The 20,848-nt window shown below is 70.9% G+C and carries 16 protein-coding genes; 9 read left to right on the plus strand and 7 right to left on the minus strand.

The window, feature by feature from the left end:
* Nucleotides 1-42 precede the first annotated feature (42 nt).
* A complete protein-coding gene (locus GWK25_RS05450; RefSeq protein WP_215448732.1) occupies nt 43-1,161 on the minus strand; it encodes a hypothetical protein in 1,119 nt (372 codons plus the stop codon).
* Nucleotides 1,162-1,401: 240 nt separating this feature from the next.
* Here GWK25_RS05450 and GWK25_RS05455 point away from each other — a divergent pair, with 240 nt between their 5' ends.
* A complete protein-coding gene (locus GWK25_RS05455) occupies nt 1,402-2,556 on the plus strand; it encodes a cystathionine gamma-synthase (protein ID WP_215448733.1) in 1,155 nt (384 codons plus the stop codon).
* 69 nt (nt 2,557-2,625) lie between these two features.
* Here GWK25_RS05455 and GWK25_RS43230 read toward each other — a convergent pair whose 3' ends face one another.
* The 3 genes from GWK25_RS43230 to GWK25_RS05465 form a co-directional block, all read right to left on the minus strand.
* A complete protein-coding gene (locus GWK25_RS43230) occupies nt 2,626-2,874 on the minus strand; it encodes a hypothetical protein (protein ID WP_251828726.1) in 249 nt (82 codons plus the stop codon).
* Nucleotides 2,871-3,362, minus strand: coding sequence for a sigma factor-like helix-turn-helix DNA-binding protein (locus tag GWK25_RS43235; RefSeq protein WP_217185446.1), 492 nt, complete (start codon nt 3,360-3,362; stop codon nt 2,871-2,873). The genes GWK25_RS43230 and GWK25_RS43235 overlap by 4 nt, the downstream gene beginning before the upstream one ends.
* Before the next feature lie 139 nt (nt 3,363-3,501).
* The gene (locus GWK25_RS05465) at nt 3,502-3,996 is read right to left on the minus strand and encodes a MarR family winged helix-turn-helix transcriptional regulator (protein WP_184906451.1); all 495 of its coding nucleotides are present in this window, start codon (nt 3,994-3,996) and stop codon (nt 3,502-3,504) included.
* 164 nt (nt 3,997-4,160) lie between these two features.
* Here GWK25_RS05465 and ilvA point away from each other — a divergent pair, with 164 nt between their 5' ends.
* Nucleotides 4,161-5,390 (plus strand): threonine ammonia-lyase, encoded by a 1,230-nt coding sequence (gene ilvA, locus GWK25_RS05470; RefSeq protein ID WP_215448734.1) that lies wholly within the window; start codon nt 4,161-4,163, stop codon nt 5,388-5,390.
* Between the two features lie 69 nt (nt 5,391-5,459).
* Here the strand turns inward: ilvA and greA are convergent, their stop codons facing one another.
* A complete protein-coding gene (gene greA / locus GWK25_RS05475) occupies nt 5,460-5,960 on the minus strand; it encodes a transcription elongation factor GreA (RefSeq protein WP_184904219.1) in 501 nt (166 codons plus the stop codon).
* Nucleotides 5,961-6,168: 208 nt separating this feature from the next.
* On the minus strand, nt 6,169-6,567 hold the full coding sequence (locus GWK25_RS05480) for a DUF4307 domain-containing protein (protein WP_215448735.1): 399 nt from the start codon (nt 6,565-6,567) through the stop codon (nt 6,169-6,171).
* Between the two features lie 211 nt (nt 6,568-6,778).
* Here GWK25_RS05480 and mca point away from each other — a divergent pair, with 211 nt between their 5' ends.
* Both mca and GWK25_RS05490 read left to right on the plus strand, forming a co-directional pair.
* Complete coding sequence (gene mca, locus GWK25_RS05485; protein WP_184906449.1) at nt 6,779-7,630, plus strand: mycothiol conjugate amidase Mca; 852 nt, start codon at nt 6,779-6,781, stop codon at nt 7,628-7,630.
* A 21-nt stretch (nt 7,631-7,651) separates the two neighbouring features.
* Nucleotides 7,652-7,897, plus strand: a complete 246-nt coding sequence (locus GWK25_RS05490) for a hypothetical protein (RefSeq protein WP_215448736.1) — start codon at nt 7,652-7,654, stop codon at nt 7,895-7,897.
* A gap of 155 nt (nt 7,898-8,052) precedes the next feature.
* Here the strand turns inward: GWK25_RS05490 and GWK25_RS05495 are convergent, their stop codons facing one another.
* Nucleotides 8,053-11,331 carry a tetratricopeptide repeat protein gene (locus GWK25_RS05495; protein ID WP_215448737.1) on the minus strand — a complete coding sequence of 1,093 codons (3,279 nt, stop codon included), beginning with the start codon at nt 11,329-11,331 and terminating at the stop codon, nt 8,053-8,055.
* A 259-nt stretch (nt 11,332-11,590) separates the two neighbouring features.
* Between GWK25_RS05495 and GWK25_RS05500 the strand changes: the two genes are divergently transcribed.
* The 5 genes from GWK25_RS05500 to GWK25_RS05520 all read left to right on the plus strand — a co-directional run bounded on the left by GWK25_RS05500 (nt 11,591) and on the right by GWK25_RS05520 (nt 20,651).
* Nucleotides 11,591-13,648, plus strand: coding sequence for a thioredoxin domain-containing protein (locus GWK25_RS05500; RefSeq protein ID WP_215448738.1), 2,058 nt, complete (start codon nt 11,591-11,593; stop codon nt 13,646-13,648).
* A gap of 214 nt (nt 13,649-13,862) precedes the next feature.
* Nucleotides 13,863-15,125 (plus strand): glycosyltransferase, encoded by a 1,263-nt coding sequence (locus tag GWK25_RS05505; protein WP_215448739.1) that lies wholly within the window; start codon nt 13,863-13,865, stop codon nt 15,123-15,125.
* A complete protein-coding gene (locus GWK25_RS05510) occupies nt 15,122-16,870 on the plus strand; it encodes a glycosyltransferase family 39 protein (protein ID WP_215448740.1) in 1,749 nt (582 codons plus the stop codon). Before GWK25_RS05505 ends, GWK25_RS05510 begins: the two co-directional genes overlap by 4 nt.
* A complete protein-coding gene (locus tag GWK25_RS05515; protein ID WP_251828727.1) occupies nt 16,867-18,171 on the plus strand; it encodes a glycosyltransferase family 2 protein in 1,305 nt (434 codons plus the stop codon). Before GWK25_RS05510 ends, GWK25_RS05515 begins: the two co-directional genes overlap by 4 nt.
* Before the next feature lie 32 nt (nt 18,172-18,203).
* The gene (locus GWK25_RS05520; RefSeq protein ID WP_251828728.1) at nt 18,204-20,651 is read left to right on the plus strand and encodes a galactose oxidase-like domain-containing protein; all 2,448 of its coding nucleotides are present in this window, start codon (nt 18,204-18,206) and stop codon (nt 20,649-20,651) included.
* Nucleotides 20,652-20,848: the final 197 nt, after the last annotated feature.

A 20,848-nucleotide genomic window follows, 5' to 3' on the forward strand; every position in this document is an offset into this window, starting at 1 on the left:
GGGTCGCAAGGGCTTACCGGAGGGGCCGGGTGTCTCGCCGGGTCAGTGCAGCAGCGTCGCCGGACTGCCGCCGTTCGCCTCGTACCCCGCGACCGCAAGCGCCCGGTACAGCGCGTAGTCCGCCGCCGGGTCGGAGGTGAGGGTCCAGGGGAGCGCGCCCACGTGGCCGTCGACGTGCACGAGCTGGTTCATGGCCTCCGACCAGCGCTCGGAGCGGACCAGGAACAGGATCAGCAGATGGCGGACATGGGCCAGCATCGGGTCGTCGGGGCGCGCCGCGTGCACCGCGAACAGGGCGCCGTGGATCGCCTTGGTGACGACCTCGCTCTCGTAGAAGCCCTGCACCAGATTCACCTCGGGCAGGTGCTCGAACACCGCGAAGAGCGGCATGGCCGCCAGCAGCGAACCCTGCGGCGCGCGGGCGGCGGCCGCCTCGGCGAAGGAGTACGCCAGCTCCCGCGAGCCGTGCCACTTCTCGCACCAGTAGTGCAGGGCCGCCAGGTGCGCGCCCATGTGCGCCGGGGCCCGGTCGAGGATCTTCAGCCACAGCTGCTCGAACTCCTCGCGGGAGTACTTCAGCCCGCGTGCCACCGACAGCTCGATGATGTACGGGATCGGGTCGCCCGGGGCCAGCAGCGCCGCGTCACCGCACGCCGACCTGGCCTCCTCCATGATGATCCGGAAGTCGTCCGTGCCCGGCGTCGACGTCCGCCACGCCTGCTGCACCAGGAACTCCGCGTGCACCGCCGCGCCGCCCGCGTCCTTGGGGGCCTCCGCGCGCCACACCCGCAGCCACTGTCCGCCCGGCGTCTCGCCCACCCCGCCGGGACGCTGCGCCAGCTCCAGCGCCGCCGCGCCCGCGAACGCCTGCACCCGCTGCCATCTGACCTCGCCCACCGCGTCCGTACCGGCCAGCAGCTGCTTCGCCGCGCGGTAGTCCTGGGACCGCTGCACCACGTCCAGCACGTCCAGCAGATCCTGGTCGGGCCCCGGCATCCGCACGTCCAGCAGTTCCTGGCGCACGAACCCGTAGTTCGCCGGGTCCGCCGCGTCCGGATGCCCCGCCTCGACCTGCTGAATACCGGCCCGCCGCCGCGCCACGATCGGCCACACCACGAACCCGATCATGAGCATCGCCATCAGGACCCAGAGAATCTCCATGCGACAAGGGTTCCAGACGCCGCCGACAATTGCCCAACCCGGTTGGGGGTCTGTGGATAACTCCGGCGAGCGCAGCACGGATGAACGGGGCGCAGCCCCGAAAGGGGCGCGGGGCTGTTTCGACATGCGGCTCCGCCGCGTGGGCGCGACCAGCCACGACGCACCCGCACCCGCCAAAGCACCGTTGCCCCCACCCCGGAAGGCGCCGCTGACCCAGCGGAGCGCTTAGGCTCGACAGCTATGAGCGACACCCACACCAGCCAACACTTCGAGACCCTCGCGATCCACGCGGGCAACACCGCGGATCCCCTCACGGGCGCCGTCGTCCCGCCGATCTACCAGGTCTCGACCTTCAAGCAGGACGGCGTAGGCGGCCTGCGCGGCGGCTACGAGTACAGCCGCAGCGCCAACCCCACCCGCACCGCGCTGGAGGAGAACCTCGCCGCCCTGGAGGGCGGCCGTCGCGGCCTCGCCTTCGCGTCCGGCCTGGCCGCCGAGGACTGCCTGCTGCGTACGCTGCTCAGCCCCGGCGACCACGTGGTCATCCCCAACGACGCGTACGGCGGGACGTTCCGCCTCTTCGCCAAGGTCGTCTCCCGGTGGGGCGTGGACTGGTCGGTGGCCGACACCTCCGACCCCGCGGCCGTCCGTGCCGCCATCACCCCGAAGACGAAGGTCGTCTGGGTGGAGACCCCCTCCAACCCGCTGCTCGGGATCACCGACATCGCGCTCGTCGCCCAGGTCGCCCGTGAGGCCGGCGCGAAGCTGGTCGTCGACAACACCTTCGCCACGCCCTACCTCCAGCAGCCGCTCGCGCTCGGCGCGGACGTCGTCGTGCACTCGCTCACCAAGTACATGGGCGGCCACTCCGACGTCGTCGGCGGCGCCCTGATCGTCGGCGACCAGGAGCTGGGCGAGGAACTGGCGTACCACCAGAACGCGATGGGCGCGGTCGCCGGGCCCTTCGACTCCTGGCTGGTGCTGCGCGGCACCAAGACGCTCGCCGTCCGCATGGACCGGCACAGCGAGAACGCCACCAAGGTCGCCGACATGCTGACCCGGCACCCGCGCGTGTCGAGCGTGCTCTACCCTGGCCTGCCCGAGCACCCCGGGCACGAGGTCGCCGCCAAGCAGATGAAGGCGTTCGGCGGCATGGTGTCGTTCCGGGTCACCGGTGGCGAGGAGGCGGCCGTCGCGGTCTGCGACCGCGCCAAGGTGTTCACCCTCGGCGAGTCCCTGGGCGGCGTCGAGTCCCTGATCGAGCACCCGGGACGCATGACGCACGCCTCGGCCGCCGGCTCGGCCCTGGAGGTGCCCGCCGACCTCGTCCGTCTCTCCGTGGGCATCGAGAACGTCGACGACCTCCTGGAGGACCTCCAGCAGGCCCTGGGCTAGGCATGGGCTAGGCACCCCCCGGACGCGACCGGGACCGTTCCCGGTCGCCCACCGGTGGCCGCCGGTCGCTCACCAGTCGACCACCGGTGGGGTCGTCGTCGACGGCGGCTCCACCCAGGGGCGGGTCGTCAGCGCCCACACGAGGAACGCGACCACGGCGGCCGTCAGCGCCAGCCACAGCAGACGGCGGGCCACCGTCCGGCGCCGCAGCATGCGCCCGCCACGTCGCATCGCCGCCGCGCACAGGTCGGGCGGCACCTGGACCGGCCCGCGCTCCAGGATCAGCCGTACGGCCGACTCACGCTCTCGCAGACTCATGACGGCGCCACCTCCACCACCTGCTGGGCCGCGACCTCGCGCGGGGGATGCAGCACGGTCGCCATCGCGCGCAGACAGATCGTCCGCACCCGCTCGACGGGCAGCCCGAGGAGCGCCGCCGTCTGTTCCTCGGCGACCCCCTCGTAGAGCCGGAGCACCAGGATCAGCCGCTCCTGGGGGCCGAGGACGCGCAGGACGCCCCCGCGCGCGTGGCGGAAGAAGGCGTGGTGGTGCCAGGCCGCGCGCGCGAAACGGAGGGCCAGCTGCTGACGGGTCCGGTCGTAGGGGTCCTCGCCGCGCAGCCGGTCCCAGGTGGCGTACGTATGGGCGAGGGCGTGCGTCAGCAACCGCCGCGCGCGCGGGTTGTCGTCCGGCGTCTCCGCCGTGAGCAGGGTGGCGGTCCGCAGCAGCCGCCCCGCGGCGCCCGCGACGAACGCCTCGAACTCCCGTGCCCGGAGGGCGCCTTGGGCCACCTGCCGATCTCGCACCGCGCCTCCCGCCTGAGGCCGACCCTGAGGGGAACGGGGCCCGGCCGCCCACGGTTCGGTCCGCCGCGCACGGTGGTGTCCGCCGTCACGACGAGGCCCCGGTCTCATATGAGGCCAGGAGCGGGGGCGCGGTCAAGGGTCAGGAGGGCGACGGTGCCTCCGGCGCCGCCGCCATGCGGGTGGAGAGCGCCGTGTTGAAACGGGTGAGGAGGGAGCAGAACGCCTCGCGCTCCTCGGGGGCCCAGTCCTGGGTGAGTTCGGCCATCAGCTGACGCCTGGAGGAACGTACCTCCTCGAGGCGGGCGAGCCCGCGGGGCGACAGCTGGAGCACCACCGCCCGGCCGTCCTCCGGGTGCGAGGTGCGCTTGACGAGTCCGGTGTCCACGAGCGGCGCCACCTGACGGGTGACCGTCGAGGAGTCGATCCCCATGCTGGCCGCGAGCGCCTTGACCCCCATCGGGCCTTCGTTGTCGAGGCGGTTGAGCAGCAGGTACGCGGCTCGGTCCATGGAGTTGCGCACCTGCCCGACGCCGCCGAGCCGGGTCTGTTCGGCACGGCGTGCGAACACCGCGACCTCGTGCTGCAGCGTGTCGAGAAGACCGGTGTCACCGACGGTCGTCATGTCCATCGACATTTCAGGTGTTGTGGGCATGGCCAAAGGCTCAATTCATGCGTGGGGCGCTGGGTTGGGGGACAGAGTACGCGGACCGGGCGCGGGGTGTACCGGCGCCGCTGAAACCCGTCCCGCGCCTTGGTCACACCCGCGTTCCACCGCTGTGAACTGCGAGACTGGTGGTCATGAGCTACAGCACGGCTGACTCCTTTCCGGTGGTGACGCTCGACGACGTGCGCGGCGCCCAGAAGATGCTTACCGGCGTCGCACGTGTCACCGCGATGGAGGGCAGCAGGCATCTCTCGCAGCTCGTCGGCGCGCCGGTGCACCTCAAGTGCGAGAACCTCCAGCGGACGGGCTCGTTCAAACTGCGCGGCGCGTACGTCCGGATCGCGGGTCTGCTGCCCGAGGAGCGCGCCGCCGGAGTCGTCGCCGCGAGCGCCGGCAACCACGCCCAGGGGGTCGCCCTCGCCTCCTCCCTGCTCGGGGTGCGCTCCACGGTCTTCATGCCGAAGGGGGCCCCGCTGCCGAAGATCAGCGCGACCGAGGAGTACGGCGCCGAGGTACGGCTGCACGGCACGGTGGTCGACGAGACGCTGGCCGCGGCCCAGGAGTACGCGGCCGAGACGGGCGCGGTGTTCATCCACCCGTTCGACCACCATGACGTCATCGCCGGTCAGGGCACGGTCGGCCTGGAGATCCTGGAGCAGTGCCCGGAGGTCCGGACGATCGTCGTCGGGGTCGGCGGCGGAGGGCTCGTGGCCGGCGTCGCGGTCGCGGTGAAGGCGCTGCGGCCGGACGTGCGGGTCATCGGCGTCCAGGCGGAGGGCGCCGCCGCGTATCCGCCGTCGCTGGCCGCCGGGCTGCCCGTGGCGGTGGAGAACCCGGCGACGATGGCCGACGGCATCAAGGTCGGGCGGCCCGGCGACGTGCCGTTCGGGATCATCGCCGACCTGGTGGACGAGATCCGCACGGTCTCGGAGTACGACCTCTCCAGCGCCCTGCTGCTCTGCCTGGAGCGGGCCAAGCTGGTCGTCGAACCGGCCGGCGCCAGTCCCGTCGCGGCCCTGCTGCGCGACCCGGAGTCCTTCGAGGGGCCGGTCGTCGCGGTGCTCTCCGGCGGCAATGTCGACCCGCTGCTGATGCAGCGCATCCTGCGCCACGGCATGGCCGCCGGCGGCCGCTACCTCCAGGTACGCCTCCGCCTCACCGACCGCCCCGGCGCCCTCGCGACGCTCCTCGGGGTGTTGTCGGCCGTCGACGCCAACGTCCTGGACGTGAGCCACGTACGGACCGACCCCCGGCTCGGGCTCACGGAGGTGGAGGTCGAACTGCACCTGGAGACCAGGGGCCCGAAGCACTGCGCGGAGGTCAACCTCGCCCTGCGTGAGGCCGGTTACACCGTCATCGACTGAGCGGTGCACGACCGGGCCCCCGGCGCCGAGGGGGCGCCGGGGGCCACGGGCCGAGCGAGGGACGTGCGGTCAGCTCTGGTAGGGCACGGCCTTGAGGATCTTCACCGAGGCGAACTTGCCGTTCGGCAGCTCGTACTGGGCGTCCTCGCCGACCTTCTTGCCGATCACGCCCGAGCCGAGCGGGGACTGCGGCGAGTAGGTCTCGATGTCGGAGCTGGCGTACTCCCGGGAGGCGAGCAGGAAGGTCACGGTGTCGTCCTCGTCGCCGTCGAAGGCGATCGTCACGACCATGCCGGGAGCCACCGCGCCGTCCGCCGACGCCGGCGCCTCGCCGACCTTCGCGTTCTCCAGGAGCTGGGTCAGCTGGCGCACACGGAGCTCCTGCTTGCCCTGCTCCTCCTTGGCCGCGTGGTACCCGCCGTTCTCGCGCAGGTCGCCCTCCTCGCGCGCGGCCGCGATCTTGGCGGCGATCTCCGTGCGCGCAGGACCAGACAGGTACTCCAGCTCGGCCCTGAGCTGGTTGTACGCCTCCTGGGTCAGCCAGGTGACGTTCTCGCTGGTCTGGGTCACAGGTGCTCCTCGTAGGTACTGGGAATACAAAGCATCGCCCTACCCAGAAGCATGTTCCTTCACGAGTGGGCGAAACCACGAGCCTAACAATTCAGTGGCGCAAGGGGGAGGACATAAACCACAAGCGTTACGTCGACGCAGGTCAGGGCCGAGGTACGGGGAGCCGATGGCTCGGTCGCGGGCCGGGCCCGGGGTGCGGTGGGCCGGATCAGCCGACGTGACAGCCGAGCAGCTCGGCGGTGGTGGCGCGCGCCGTCGTCCTCAGGGTGACGACCTCGTCGATGTCCGTGGTGGCGGCGGCGAAGCGGAAGTCCGCCCGGCCCACCTCGGCACCGTCCTCGGACTGGGAGCGCACCGTGCAGTAGCCCTCGACACCGGCGTCCTTGTCGCCCCTGAGGTGCACCTTCACCGAGGTCGCCGAGGTATCGAAGGTGTAGATCTCGACGCTGATCCGGTTGCCGGCGACGTAGTGGTAGGCGAACCAGCCGACGAGGACGAGGAGGACCGCGCCCAGGACACTGCCGACGATCATGAGCTTGCGGTCGGGGCGCTCGTCCGTGGAGCGGCCGTAGCGACCCTCGGGAAGCCGTGTGCCCGCCGTCGTCATGGTCGCCCTCTCTGATCCGGACCGGGAATATCCCACCCCCCGATGCCGTCACTATAGAAGCCCCCCGCCCAGCGCCTGACGGCCGCCCCACACGGGTGTCCGCGCGGGGCGGCAGTATGGACTCACCGGATCGCGCCGGGCCGAGTCACCGATCGTTCAGGCCGGGCGCCGACTTACGAGGGAATGAGTCTTGACTGACCAGCTGCGACTGATGGCCGTGCACGCGCACCCCGACGACGAGTCGAGCAAGGGTGCGGCCACCATGGCGAAGTATGTGTCCGAGGGGGTGGACGTGCTGGTCGTGACCTGCACGGGCGGGGAGCGCGGCTCCATCCTCAATCCGAAACTGCAGGGCGACAAGTACATCGAGGAGCACATTCACGAGGTACGCAAGAAGGAGATGGACGAGGCCCGCGAGATCCTCGGCGTCGGCCAGGAGTGGCTCGGCTTCGTCGACTCCGGCCTCCCGGAGGGCGACCCCCTCCCGCCCCTTCCCGACGGCTGCTTCGCCCTGGAGGACGTCGACAAGGCGGCCGGCGAGCTGGTCCGCAGGATCCGCGCGTTCCGTCCCCAGGTGATCACCACCTACGACGAGAACGGCGGGTACCCGCACCCCGACCACATCATGACCCACAAGATCTCGATGGTGGCCTTCGAGGGCGCGGCGGACACCGAGCGGTACCCGGAGGCCGAGTACGGCCCGGCGTACCAGCCGCAGAAGCTCTACTACAACCAGGGCTTCAACCGCCCGCGCACCGAGGCGCTGCACAACGCCCTGCTGGAGCGCGGTCTGGAGTCCCCGTACGGCGACTGGCTCAAGCGCTGGGACGAGTCCGACCACAAGGACCGCACTCTCACCACGCACGTGCCCTGCGCCGAGTTCTTCGAGATCCGTGACAAGGCCCTCATCGCCCACGCCACGCAGATCGACCCCGACGGCGGCTGGTTCCGGGTCCCCATGGAGATCCAGAAGGAGGTCTGGCCGACCGAGGAGTACGAGCTCGCGAAGTCCCTCGTGGACACCTCGCTCCCGGAGGACGACCTCTTTGCGGGCATCCGCTAGCCCTGGGGGACAATGCCAGGCATGAGCGTAAGCCTGGCAGTCACACACCTCGTCCCCCTCGCCAAGGAGCTGGACGAGGACAAGGTCACACCCGGCGTCCTCGGTTTCATCGTCTTCGCGGTGATGGCCCTGGCCGTCTGGGGCCTGATGAAGTCCATGAACAAGCACATGGGCAAGGTCGACTTCAAGGAGTCGCCGGACCCGGACGCCTCCGTCGAGGAGACGGCGACGGACGCGGCCGGGAAGACCCCTTCGGCGAAGGGCTGACCGCGAAGGGCTGACCGCGAAGGACCGACCGCCGGCGTGACGGCTCGACGGGCGGGATCGTGCGACACCGCGAGGTGCCGCACGGTCACGCCCTGTCGTCGCGGGGCCACGGGGGCGGCGGGTCTTCGCTCACGCCGGGCCGGCAGGAGCCGCCCTCATCCGTGCCCGCCCGACACCGGCACCCCCATCACCTCGCGCGCATGGCGGTTCGGCACCATGCCGAGGGTCCAGGCCCGCCAGCCGCTCTCCAGGTTGACGCCCCGCTCCAGGAGGAGCTGGTAGGCCTCGATGTACTCGGTGAGTTTCTCGTCACGCAGGGGATGGTCCGTGCGGGAGAGATGGGCCAGGTCCTCCTGGGCGACGGCCGTGCCGATCTCCACCCCGCCCGGAGCTGCGTAGGGCAGCAGGGTGCACTTGAGGAAGCGGGCCCAGTCCTCGCCCCGGCGGTCGCCGTAGGAGGCGAAGAGACGGGTGGCCTCCTCGCACAGGGCCAGAGCCTGCGGGGTGCGGGTGTTGCCCGCGTCCACGACCGCCAGTTCCAGGCAGGTCCACGCCTCCCCGTGGGCGACGCCGATGCGCTGGAAGTCCGCGCGCGCGTCGACCAGGAGCTGACGGGCGAAGCCGGAGTTGCGCAGCGAGCCGGTCTGCACGGCGCGCTGGTCGCGGGTGACGCGGGCGGAGTGGTGACGGGCACAGGCCAGGCCGTACACGTCCCGCATCCGGGAGAACATCGTCCGGGAGCGCTCCAGCTCGCGGACCGCCTGGTCGAGGTTGCCGGTCTCCTCCAGGGCCTGCCCCAGGTAGTAGCCGGACCAGGCCTCGCCGCGCGCGTCCTCGTTGTCGCGGTGGCGCGAGACGGCCTGGCGCAGACCGTCGACGGCGGCGGAGGGGTCCCCGGCCACGAGTCGGGCGCGGGCCAGCTGCGTCATCGACCAGGCCTCGCCCCGGGAGTCACGGGTGCGGCCGAACAGGTCGAGCGCCGTGCGCAGTTCGGTCTCCGCGCGCGGTACCTCGCCCATGCGCAGCAGCAGTTGGCCCAGCTGGTAGTAGGCCCAGCCCTCACCGTGCAGGGACTCCTGCTGGCGGTGCAGGACCAGCGCCCGGGTCAACAGGTCCAGGGAGTCCGCCAGATGGGAGCGGTCGCGTTCCACGGCCGCGAGGGCGTGCATCGTCCACGCGCGGTCCGCGGCCAGCTCGGGGACCGACTGCATCTGCAGGGCCTCCAGCAGCTTCTCCGCCGCCTCCGTCAGATTGCCCTGGTGATGCAGGGTGATGCCCAGGGAACACAGGGCACGCGCGGCGCCCGCGTCGTGGTTGGTCTCCATGTACAGGTTGACCACCGACGCCAGCGTCGTCCGTGACTTGTCCAGCTCGCCCAGCTGACGGGCCGCGATACCCGTGCGCCACTGCACGGAGCGGGTCAGCAGGCCCTGGCCCACCGACTGGGCCAGCTCGTTGAGCTCGCCCAGGCGGTAGAGGTCGCCGCGCAGCAGGCAGTAGTCGCACAGGGCGCCCAGCAGACTGAGCACGGCCGCCTCGTTCACGCCCTCCGCGTGCCGGAGCGTGGAGGTGATGAAGCTCGTCTCGTCGTCCAGCCAGCGCAGCGCCTCCTCCAGCGACACGAAGCCGTGCTGGCCGAAGCGGTCCGAGCGGGTCGACATGTTCCCGTCGACCAGGCGCAGGACGGAGTCGGCCAGATCCGCGTAGGTGACGATGAGGCGTTCCTGCGCGGCCGTGCGCTCGCTCGGCTCCTCCTCGTCGAGGAGGCGGGCGTGGGCGAAGGCACGGACCAGGTCGTGCAGGCGGTAGCGGTTGCCGTGCACGTGGTCGATCAGGCCCGCGCGGGCGAGCGCCGTGAGGTGACGGGTCGCCTCCGTCTCGTCGGTGGCGAGCAGTGAGGCGGCCGCCGCCGCACCCAGCGACGCCCGTCCCGCCAGCGCCAGGCGGCGCAGCAGCTTGCGGGAGGGCTCCGACTGGTCGGTGTAGCGCAGCCAGAGGGCCCGCTCGATCGGCTCCACCGGGCCGTACGCGCCCAGGTCCGTGGCCAGTTGGCCGGGCGTGCGCGGGCCCAGGGACGAGCCGGCGATGCGCAGGGCGAGCGGCAGACCGCCGCACAGGTGCCGGATCCGGGCGACGGACTCCGTGTCGTACGAGCCGGCGCGCGCCCCCGAGGACGGCCCCGCGGCGGCGCCCGCGCCCGCGCCCGCGACGGCTCCCGCCGACAGCGCCGCGCCGTCCTGGGCCGCCGTGCTCAGCAGTTCGTGCGTGCCGTCGGCGTCGAGCGCCTCGACGGGGAGCTGGTGGACCCAGGCGGGCAGGTCGGCGGGCAGGGCGAGCGGGGAGCGGGCGGTGACCAGCACGAGGCTGTCGGAACGCTCGGGGACGAGGGCGCGGACCTGCTCGGGGTCGGAGGCGTCGTCCAGGACGATGGTCACCGGCACGGTGGTCAGATGCTGGTGGTACAGCTCGCTGAGCCGTTTGACCTGCTGGTCCTGGGAGGTCCGCTCACGGAAGAGCAGCTGGTCGCGGGGCGCGCCGAGACGATTCAGCAGATGCATCAGCGCGTCCCGGGTCGACAGCGGCGGCTCCTGGGGGCTGTCGGCGCGCAGATCGACCACACAGGCGCCCCGGAAGTAGTCCCGCAGCTCGTGGGTGGCGCGGACGGCGAGGGCGGTGCGGCCGGAGCCGGACGCGCCGTGCAGCACGACGACGGTCGGCCGGGTCTCGGTCTCCGCGCGGGCCGCCTGCACCCACTGGCGGATCTTCCCCATCTCCGCCCGTCGGCCCGCGAACCGGTCGTCGGCCTCGGGGAGTTGGGCGAACGACTGCTCCAGCACGTTGCGCCGCCGGGCGGCCGCGCTCTTGTCGGCGCCCCGCAGTTGGGGTGCCTTCTTCTTCGCCGTCGCCGTGGACGCGGCGAGGACGCGCTGCTGGTCCAGGAACGGGCGTATCCCGCGCACCTCCAGTGCCGTCAGCCACTGCAGTCGCAGCTGCTCGGGGCCGCCGGGCTGGCTCAGGGTGCCCGCGTGGTGGTGGGCGGCGGGGAGGTGGGAGGCGGTGACCTTCAGGACCGTGGCCACGGCGCTCGCGACGCCGACGATCACGCCGGTGCTCACGGCGGTGCCGGGGGCGACGCCGAAGGAGAGGTCGGCGACGACCGCCGTGCCGGCGGCGACGGCCGCGACCAGCAGGGGAGTGCCGGAACCCTCCTTCGCGTAGCGCTGGCGGAAGGTGGGACGCACCGCCTCGGACTCGTCCAGGGCGCGGGTGTACGTCTCGTACTCCTCGGCCGCGTTCTGCGCCATCGAGTCCAGGGAGGCGCGGGCGCGGCCGAGCAGGACCACTCCGTCGGTACGGCCGCCCGATCTGCGGACCTCCTCCTCGACCGCCCGGACCAACAGCCGTTCGGCCTCCCCCCGGTGGCTGTCCCGCATCACGCTTCCCCCTTCGCCGAAACGGTTGCCTCCGGCCAGTGTGCGGGGAGTAGTCCGGCTAGGCGAGAGGGCGTGATCGTGGGCGGGGGTCAGGGGCGGGGTTTCGCCATAGGAGGTCGGGTGGTCGGCCGGGTGCGAGTGGGGCGTGGTTGCTCGCGCCCACGCGGCGGAGCCGCACATCGACACGGACCCGCGCCCCTGACGGGGCGCGGGTCCGTGCTGAACTGCGATTCACGGGTACTGGGGAATGATGGTGCCCATGGCGAATCGACTGGCCCACGAGACCTCTCCCTACCTCCTCCAGCACGCCGACAACCCGGTCGACTGGTGGCCGTGGTCGGCCGAGGCGTTCGAGGAGGCGCGCAGGCGGGGTGTGCCGGTGCTGCTCAGCGTCGGGTACTCGAGCTGCCACTGGTGCCATGTGATGGCGCACGAGTCCTTCGAGGACCGGGAGACCGCCGAGTACCTCAACGCGCACTTCGTGAACGTCAAGGTCGACCGGGAGGAGCGGCCGGACGTCGACGCGGTGTACATGGAGGCCGTACAGGCGGCGACCGGGCAGGGCGGCTGGCCCATGACCGTGTTCCTGACGCCGGAGGAGGAGCCCTTCTACTTCGGTACCTACTTCCCGCCCGCCCCCCGCCACGGCATGCCCTCCTTCCGGCAGGTCCTGGAAGGGGTGCGGGCCGCCTGGGCGGACCGGCGGGACGAGGTCACCGAGGTCGCCGGGAAGATCGTGCGGGACCTGGCGGGCCGGGAGCTGAAGTTCGCCGCGGTCGACGTGCCCGGGGAGGACGAGCTCGCCCAGGCGCTGCTGGGGCTCACCCGGGAGTACGACGCGGCCCGGGGCGGCTTCGGCCGGGCGCCCAAGTTCCCGCCCTCGATGGTGATCGAGTTCCTGCTGCGGCACGCCGCGCGCACCGGCTCCGAGGGCGCGCTGCAGATGGCGGCGGACACCTGCGAGCGCATGGCCCGCGGCGGCATCTACGACCAGCTCGGCGGCGGCTTCGCCCGGTACTCCGTCGACCGTGAGTGGGTGGTGCCGCACTTCGAGAAGATGCTGTACGACAACGCCCTGCTGTGCCGGGTGTACGCCCACCTCTGGCGGGCCACCGGTTCCGAGCTCGCCCGGCGCGTCGCCCTGGAGACGGCCGACTTCATGGTCCGCGAGCTGCGCACGAACGAGGGCGGGTTCGCCTCGGCGCTGGACGCCGACAGCGACGACGGGACCGGTTCCGGCAGGCATGTCGAGGGGGCGTACTACGTCTGGACCCCCGAGCAGCTGACCGAGGTGCTCGGCGAGGAGGACGCGGCCCTCGCCGCGCACTACTTCGGGGTCACGGAGGAGGGGACGTTCGAGGAAGGGGCGTCTGTTCTTCAACTACCGCAGCACGAGGGCGTGTTCGACGCCGAACGGATCGAGTCGGTCAGGGATCGGCTGAACGCCGCGCGTGCGCACCGGCCCGCCCCCGGCCGCGACGACAAGGTGGTGGCCGCCTGGAACGGCCTCGCCGTCGCCGCGCTCGCCGAGACCGGCGCCTACTTCGACCGCCCCGACCTGGTGGACGCCGCCATCGCCGCCGCGGACCTCCTCGTACGCCTGCATCTGGACGAGCGGGCGCGGCTGGCGCGGACCAGCAAGGACGGGCAGGTCGGGGCGAACGCGGGGGTGCTGGAGGACTACGCGGACGTCGCCGAGGGGTTCCTGGCGCTGGCGTCGGTCACGGGGGAGGGGGTGTGGCTGGAGTTCGCCGGGTTCCTGCTCGACCATGTGCTCGCCCGGTTCGTCGACGAGGAGTCCGGGGCGCTCTTCGACACCGCCGCCGACGCGGAGAAGCTGATCCGGCGGCCGCAGGATCCGACGGACAACGCCACGCCGTCGGGGTGGAGCGCGGCGGCGGGCGCGCTGCTGAGCTATGCCGCGCACACCGGTTCCGCGCCTCATCGGACCGCTGCCGAACGGGCGTTGGGTGTGGTGAAGGCCCTGGGGCCGAGGGCGCCGCGGTTCATCGGGTGGGGGCTGGCCACGGCGGAGGCCCTGCTCGACGGGCCGCGTGAGGTGGCGGTCGTCGGACCGGAGGGGCATCCGGGGACCAAGGAGCTGCACCGGGCGGCGTTGCTGGGGACCGCGCCGGGCGCGGTGGTGGCCGTGGGGACCACGGACAGTGACGAGCTGCCGTTGCTGGCCGACCGTCCCTACGTCGGCGGTGAACCGACCGCGTATGTCTGCCGTAACTTCACATGTGACGCTCCCACGACAGATGTCGACAGGTTGCGCACAGCCCTCGGATCGCCCGCGACGGGCGCTACCGGCTGAAACTCGCCGGTCCGGGACCGGGACAAGATCGAACAACTACCTGGAAACGGGCCGGTGTGCGGACACTTCCGATTAGATGTTCCACCGAACGGAAACACGGTTTTTATCGGAAGGGTCCCCGGGCTTCACAGTTTCCCCCTAGGCTCAGCACAGTTCCGCGGCAGGAGTAACTCGCTGTCGCGTAGGGGGTATTGGGGATCTGGGGGGATCTTTCTTGCTGACGTCCGTCTTCATTGCCGTCGTCTCGCTGGTCCTGTTCTGGATGGCGGCCTTCACCCTGTGGTGGCAGATGCACGCGTGGCGAACGCCCGAAGTGCTCGCCTCCACCCGGTTCAGCAGACCCGACGGCGACGAACATGTGTCGTTCTCACTGCTGCTGCCGGCACGCCATGAACAGGCCGTGCTGGACCACACCATCCAACGACTGCTCGAATCCAGCCACGACGACTTCGAGATCATCGTGATCGTCGGGCACGACGACCCGGAGACCACCGCGGTGGCCCGGGCGGCCGAGGGGCGCGACCCGCGCGTCCGCGTGGTGGTCGACCACCACGAGAAGAAGAACAAGCCGAAGGCCATGAACACGGCGCTGCCGCACTGCCGCGGCGATGTCGTCGGGGTCTTCGACGCCGAGGACCAGGTCCATCCGGAGCTGCTGTCCCACGTCGACCATGCCTTCCGCACCACCGGCGCGGACGTCGTGCAGGGCGGCGTGCAGCTCATCAACTACAACTCCAGCTGGTACAGCCTGCGCAACTGCCTGGAGTACTTCTTCTGGTTCCGGTCCCGCCTCCATCTGCACGCGCAGAAAGGGTTCATCCCGCTCGGCGGCAACACGGTCTTCGTCCGTACCGACGTGCTGCGCGCGGCCGACGGCTGGGACCCCAACTGCCTCGCCGAGGACTGCGACCTGGGCGTCCGGCTCTCCAGCGTGGGCAAGAAGGTCGTCGTCGCCTACGACTCCGACATGGTGACCCGGGAGGAGACCCCCGGCAGCCTGATGTCCCTGATGAAGCAGCGCACCCGCTGGAACCAGGGCTTCCTCCAGGTCTACCGGAAGCGCGACTGGCGCCAACTGCCCTCCTTCCAGCAGCGGTTGCTCGCCCGCTACACGCTGATGACGCCCTATCTCCAGGCCGTCTCCGGGGTGATCATTCCCCTCAACGTGGGCATCGCGCTCTTCCTCGACGTCCCCGTGGGCGTCGCCTTCATCACCTTCCTGCCGGCCGTGACCGCCCTGGTCACCTTCGTGTTCGAGGTCGTCGGACTGCACGACTTCGGCAAGCAGTACGGACTGCGCGTCCGGTTCGTCCACTACGTCAAGCTCATCGTGGGCGGCCCCTTCTACCAGGTGCTCCTCGCCTTCGCCGCCGTACGCGCGGTGTGGCGCGAGCAACGAGGCCGCAACGACTGGGAGTTGACCAGTCACGTCGGCGCACATCTCGCGAACGTGACCCGAGAGGACGTTCCTGCGTGACCTCCACACTTCCCGCGGCGGCCAAGACGGAAGTCAAGGTCCCCGCGCAGCGGACAGCTGCGCCCACAGCCGGTTCGACAGGTCGAACAAACGATTCCTCTTCCACTTCGCCCACGCCCCAGGCACCGCCGGACCGCCTGCGGGACTCGCGCCTCGACCTGATCCTCTGCGGTCTCCTCCTCGTCGCGATCATGATCGTGCAGGGCTGGAACATCGCCGACTACCCGACCCTCAGCGACGACGAGGGCACCTACCTCGCCCAGGCCTGGGCCGTCCAGGAGAGCAGGGGCCTCGCCCACTACACCTACTGGTACGACCACCCGCCCCTCGGCTGGATCCAGCTCGCCGTCCTGACCTGGATCCCCGCCCAGCTCGCCCCCGAGTCGATGACCGTCGGCTCGATGCGCGTGGTCATGCTGCTGATCAGCGCGGTCAGCGCCGTCCTCGTCTACGTCCTCGGCCGCCGTCTCTCGCTGCCCCGCTGGGCCGCCGGCCTCGGCATGGCCCTCTTCGGGCTCTCCCCGCTGTCGGTGGTGCTCCAGCGGGAGATCTTCCTCGACAACATCGCGGTGATGTGGACGCTGCTGGCGTTCTGCCTCGCCGCCTCGCCCAGCCGTCACCTCTGGCACCACTTCGGCGCCGGCATCGCCGCCGCCGCGGCCGTGCTCACCAAGGAGACGATGCTCCTCGTCCTGCCGGCCGTGCTGCTCACCATGTGGCGGCACAGCCACCGGGACACCCGCAAGTTCGCCATCACCGGCGCCGTCACCGCCTGCACCCTGATCGGCATCTCGTACCCGCTGTTCGCCCTGCTCAAGGGCGAGTTGCTGCCCGGAGACGGCCATGTGTCCCTCTGGGACGGCATCGTCTACCAGATGAGCCGCCCCGGCTCCGGCTTCATCCTCAGCGAGGGCACGGGCTCGTACGGCGTCCTGCAGTCGTGGCTGTACTACGACCGCGTGCTGCCGCTCGGCGGACTCGCGGGCGCCCTGCTCCTGCTGGTCACCTGGCGCTGGTCGGTGACCGCGCGGGCCCTCGCCGGTCCCGCGCTCGCCGTCGCGATCCTCGCCGGCATGGCGCTGCGCCCCGGCTACCTCCCCGCCATGTACGTCCTCCAGGCGCTGCCGTTCCTCGCGCTCGTCCTCGCGGGCGGCACCGCGAGCGTCGCGCACGGCGTCCTGCGCCGATGGCGCAGTGCGACGGAGAGGAGGCCCGTGACCTGGGCGCGGCACGTCCTCGCGCTCGCCCTGGCCGCCGCCGCGGCCGCGTACGTCGTCCCGCGCTGGTACGACGGCAACCACACCGCGATGACCTTCGACGCCAACGCACCCTACCGGCAGGCCGCCGAGTGGCTCGGCACGGAGGTCGACGACCCCGCGGACACCCGGGTCCTCGTCGACGACGCGCTCTGGCTCGACCTCGTCCACGAGGGCTACGAGCCGGGCCTCGGCGTCATCTGGTTCTACAAGGCCGACCTCGACCCGGCGGTGACGAAGACGATGCCACGCGGCTGGCGCGACCTGGACTACGTGGTCGCGTCCCCGACGGTACGGCGCGACGCGGTCGACCTGCCCAACGTCAAGGGCGCGATGGAGAACTCCACCCCGGTGGCCACCTTCGGCACCGGCGAGGACCGGATCGAGATCCGCAGGATCGACACCGGCGGCGACCGTACGGATGGCACCGAGGCCACCGACGACGGCGACCGCATCCGCGAGACCGAGGCCGCTGGAGGCGACCGATGAGCAGCGGAAGCTATGAGTCGACCGTGCCCGGGGAACTCGGCGATCCCGCCGTGCGGGGGGCCGAGATCCCCGAGCCCGGGGCCGTCACCATCGTCGTACCGACCTTCAACGAGTCCGCCAACGTACGGGAGTTGCTGCACCAGATCACCGAGACGGTCCCCGGGCGGCTGCCCTGCGAGGTCGTCTTCGTGGACGACTCCACCGACGACACCCCGGAGGTCATCGACGCCGCCGCGCAGGACTGCCCGTTCCCGGTGACCGTGCTGCACCGCGACGATCCCGTCGGCGGCCTCGGTGGCGCGGTGGTCGAGGGGATCAAAGCGGCCACCTCCGACTGGATCGTCGTCATGGACGGCGATCTGCAGCACCCGCCGTCCCTCGTACCGGAGCTCGTGGCGACCGGGGAGCGGTCGTCGGCGGGTCTCGTGGTCGCCTCCCGCTACATCAAGGGCGGCAGCCGCGCCGGACTCGCGGGCAGCTACCGGGTCGCCGTCTCCCGCGGGGCGACCTGGCTCACCAAGTCCCTCTTCCCGCGCCGGCTGCACGGCATCAGCGACCCGATGAGCGGCTTCTTCGCGATCCGCCGCAGCGCGGTCACCGCCGAGATCCTCCAGCCGCTCGGCTACAAGATCCTCCTCGAACTGGCCGTCCGCAGCCGCCCCCGGCAGGTCACGGAGGTGCCCTTCGTCTTCCAGGACCGGTACGCCGGCGAGTCCAAGTCGACCGCGCAGGAGGGCCTCAAGTTCCTGCGCCACCTCGTCGGACTGCGCACCGCGTCGCCGCTGGCCCGCATGACGGTCTTCGGGCTGATCGGCGTCACCGGCTTCCTGCCGAACCTCGCGGGCCTGTACGCCCTCACCGCGGCCGGGATGCACTACGTCCCCGCCGAGATCCTCGCCAACCAGCTCGGGGTGCTCTGGAACTTCTTCCTCATCGAGCATCTCTGCTTCCGCGAGCGGCGCCGGTACCGCAAGGGGTGGGACCGCATCGGCCGGTTCGCGTTGCTCGCCAACGCCGACCTGGTGCTGCGTATCCCGCTGATCGCCCTGTTCGTGGGCAAGTTCGGGATGGGCGCGCTGCCCGCCACCGCACTCGCCCTGGTGACGACGTTCGTCCTGCGTTTCGTGGGGACCGAGGCGCTCGTCTATCTGCCCCGCAAGAAGTCCCGCCGCGGGGAGCGCGGCGGGCGGAGGCGGGCCGAGAAGCAGGCTGAACGGTCCGGTCGGTCCGGTGCGACCGATGCGACCGATCGGACCGGGGAGCCTGCGGAGTCCGAGCAGTCGGCAAGGAGAGCCGCGTGAAGAACCACCTGAGGAGCCGCTTGACCGGCTGGATGAGATCCAGACCGAGATCCACCCCGAGATCCATCCCCAGACCCAGACGCAGAACCGCCCTGCTGGCGGTCGGAGCCCTCGCCTCCGGCCTCCTTCTGATCTCACCCCAGCCCGCGTCCGCCGCCAACCTCATCCAGAACCCCGGCTTCGAGACGGCCGGTACGGACGACATGCCGTACTGCTGGAAGAAGTCGGGCTGGGGCGACAACGACTTCACGTTCACCACGACCTCGGACGCCCACTCGGGCGCCAAGGCCATGAAGGTCGAGCTGACCCGCCGGGTGGAGGGCGACCGCAAGGCTCTGATCACCGAGTCGGCGGCCTGCGCGCCCCCGGTCACGGTGGGCAAGCAGTACGACCTGGCTCTCTGGTACAAGTCGACGACGCCGGACACGTCCATCACGCTCTTCCGGCACGACACCACGGCCGGCTGGCAGTACTGGACCGACCTCAAGACGCTGGAGATGGCGGGAAGCTGGACCGAGGCCACGGTCCGTACGCCCGCCGTGCCGGCCGCCACGGACCGCATCGCCTGGGGTGTCTCCGTCTACGGCACGGGCTCCGTCACCACGGACGACTACACGATGGACGTGGTCGCCGACCCCGTCCCCGAGCCGCAGTGCACGGGCACGCCGGACGAGTGCCTGAACGGCCGCTGGGACGTGCTGCCCACGCAGAACCCCGTCCGCTCCATGCACTCCGTCGTCCTCAACAACGGCAAGGTGCTGCTGATCGCCGGCTCCGGCAACAGCGAGGAGATGTTCGAGGCGGGCACCTTCACCTCGGCGGTGTACGACCCGAAGAACGGCACGTACAAGCAGATCCCGACCCCGGACGACATGTTCTGCGCGGGCCACGTCCAGCTCGACGACGGCCGGGTCCTGGTGATGAGCGGCAACAAGGGCTATCCGTCGGCGGACGGCACGATCGGCTACCAGGGCTACAAGGACTCGTACATCTTCGACCCGGTGACGGAGACGTACAGCAAGACCAACGACATGAACGACGGCCACTGGTACCCGTCGGCGACGATCCTCGGCAACGGTGACGTCATCTCGTTCGGCGGCCTGAAGGAGGACTCAACCGGTTCGGTGACCGCCGAACTGTGGTCGGACGCCGAGCAGAAGTGGCTCGAACTCTGGAAGGTCAACCAGACCTGGTCGTACTGGGGCCTGTACCCGTCGATGATCCTCATGCAGGACGGCCGCCTCTTCTACTCGGGCAGCCATGTCTTCGGCAACAACATCCCGGGCACGGGTTCGGCGATCTACGACTACGGCGCCAACACGGTCACGCAGGTCCCGGGTCTGCAGAGGAAGGACGAACGCGACCAGTCCGCGAGCGTGCTGCTGCCTCCCGCCCAGGACCAGAAGGTCCTGACGCTCGGCGGCGGCAACATCGAGTCCAACCCGGTCGCCAACCGCCTGACGGACATCATCGACCTCAAGGCCGCGAACCCGGCGTACGTCGCCGGCCCGCCGATCCCGCAGGGCACGGTGGACCTCGGCAACGGCAAGGTCGCCCAGACCGGCGACCAGGGCAAGATGTACGTCTCCGCGGTGCTGCTGCCCGACGGCAAGGTCCTGGAGACGGGCGGCGCCCTGCACAACCGCGCCGACCCGGTCTACGAGACGTCGATCTACGACCCGGCGACCAACACGTTCGACCAGGTGGCGACGGATCCGGAGGAGCGCGGCTACCACTCCTCGGCGTTCCTGCTCCCCGACGGCCGTGTCATGACCACGGGCGACAACCCGGGCAACGGCACCTGGAACCACGACGTGTCGATCTACACCCCGCCGTACCTGTTGAAGGGCGCGCGGCCGAAGATCACGTCGGTGATCGACAAGCAGTGGGTCTACGGTGACACCCAACGCATCACGGTCGACCGCCCGATCGCGAAGGCGGAACTCATCCGCCCCGCCGCCGTCACCCACTCCTCGGACCCGAACCAGCGCTTCGTGGACCTCCCGCTCTCCGTCGACGGCAACAACGTGGACCTGAACGTGACGAGCAACCCGAACCTGGCGCCGCCGGGCTGGTACATGCTCTTCGCGGTCGACGCGAACGGCGTCCCGTCGGTCGCGGAATGGGTGCACCTCCAGGGCCCGTCCGCACTGGCGCAGGCGTCCGGAGAGGCCCCCTCGGCCCACGTCCACGACTTCGCGGACGCGCCGAAGGGCAAGGTCACGGGCCCGGGGAAGAAGACCAGATCCAAGAAGGTCAGCCCGACGATCTCCGGCTGCGACCGCCACTACGGCACGGCGAACGTGTGCGTCCCGACGACGTTCCCGGCAGAGGTGAAGAACACGACGGCCGCCCGCTGCGAGTGGCTGTCCCGGAACGACTACGGCCGCCTGAAGGTGAACGGCAAGGACGACCCGCTGAGGCTGGACCGGGATGGGGATGGCCGGGCGTGCGGGAAGGGAGATGTGAGGCGCCGCTGACGATGATCGGCGGAGCGGCTTGATCGGTCCCGTATCCGGTGGTGATCGCCGGGTACGGGACCGTTGGCATTTGTGCGGGACCACCCTGCCGAGCGCCTGGGAGCCTCCACGGAGACACGCCAGAGCGCCCTCCTGGACCGTCCTCGGGGCGTGGAAGGGCGCTCAGCGATGACCAACGTCGACAACCGCCGACACCC

The organism is Streptomyces sp. ATCC 21386 (assembly GCF_018728545.1).
Taxonomy (GTDB): domain Bacteria; phylum Actinomycetota; class Actinomycetes; order Streptomycetales; family Streptomycetaceae; genus Streptomyces.

Excerpts from the sequence above, each read along its gene's own strand:
- GWK25_RS05450 (WP_215448732.1), bottom strand. The coding sequence starts at position 1,161 with ATGGAGATTCTCTGGGTCCTGATGGCGATGCTCATGATCGGGTTCGTG.
- GWK25_RS05455 (WP_215448733.1), top strand. The coding sequence starts at position 1,402 with ATGAGCGACACCCACACCAGCCAACACTTCGAGACCCTCGCGATCCAC.
- GWK25_RS43230 (WP_251828726.1), bottom strand. The coding sequence starts at position 2,874 with ATGAGTCTGCGAGAGCGTGAGTCGGCCGTACGGCTGATCCTGGAGCGC.
- GWK25_RS05465 (WP_184906451.1), bottom strand. The coding sequence starts at position 3,996 with ATGTCGATGGACATGACGACCGTCGGTGACACCGGTCTTCTCGACACG.
- ilvA (WP_215448734.1), top strand. The coding sequence starts at position 4,161 with ATGAGCTACAGCACGGCTGACTCCTTTCCGGTGGTGACGCTCGACGAC.
- GWK25_RS05480 (WP_215448735.1), bottom strand. The coding sequence starts at position 6,567 with ATGACGACGGCGGGCACACGGCTTCCCGAGGGTCGCTACGGCCGCTCC.
- mca (WP_184906449.1), top strand. The coding sequence starts at position 6,779 with ATGGCCGTGCACGCGCACCCCGACGACGAGTCGAGCAAGGGTGCGGCC.
- GWK25_RS05490 (WP_215448736.1), top strand. The coding sequence starts at position 7,652 with ATGAGCGTAAGCCTGGCAGTCACACACCTCGTCCCCCTCGCCAAGGAG.
- GWK25_RS05495 (WP_215448737.1), bottom strand. The coding sequence starts at position 11,331 with ATGCGGGACAGCCACCGGGGGGAGGCCGAACGGCTGTTGGTCCGGGCG.
- GWK25_RS05500 (WP_215448738.1), top strand. The coding sequence starts at position 11,591 with ATGGCGAATCGACTGGCCCACGAGACCTCTCCCTACCTCCTCCAGCAC.
- GWK25_RS05515 (WP_251828727.1), top strand. The coding sequence starts at position 16,867 with ATGAGCAGCGGAAGCTATGAGTCGACCGTGCCCGGGGAACTCGGCGAT.
- GWK25_RS05520 (WP_251828728.1), top strand. The coding sequence starts at position 18,204 with ATGAGATCCAGACCGAGATCCACCCCGAGATCCATCCCCAGACCCAGA.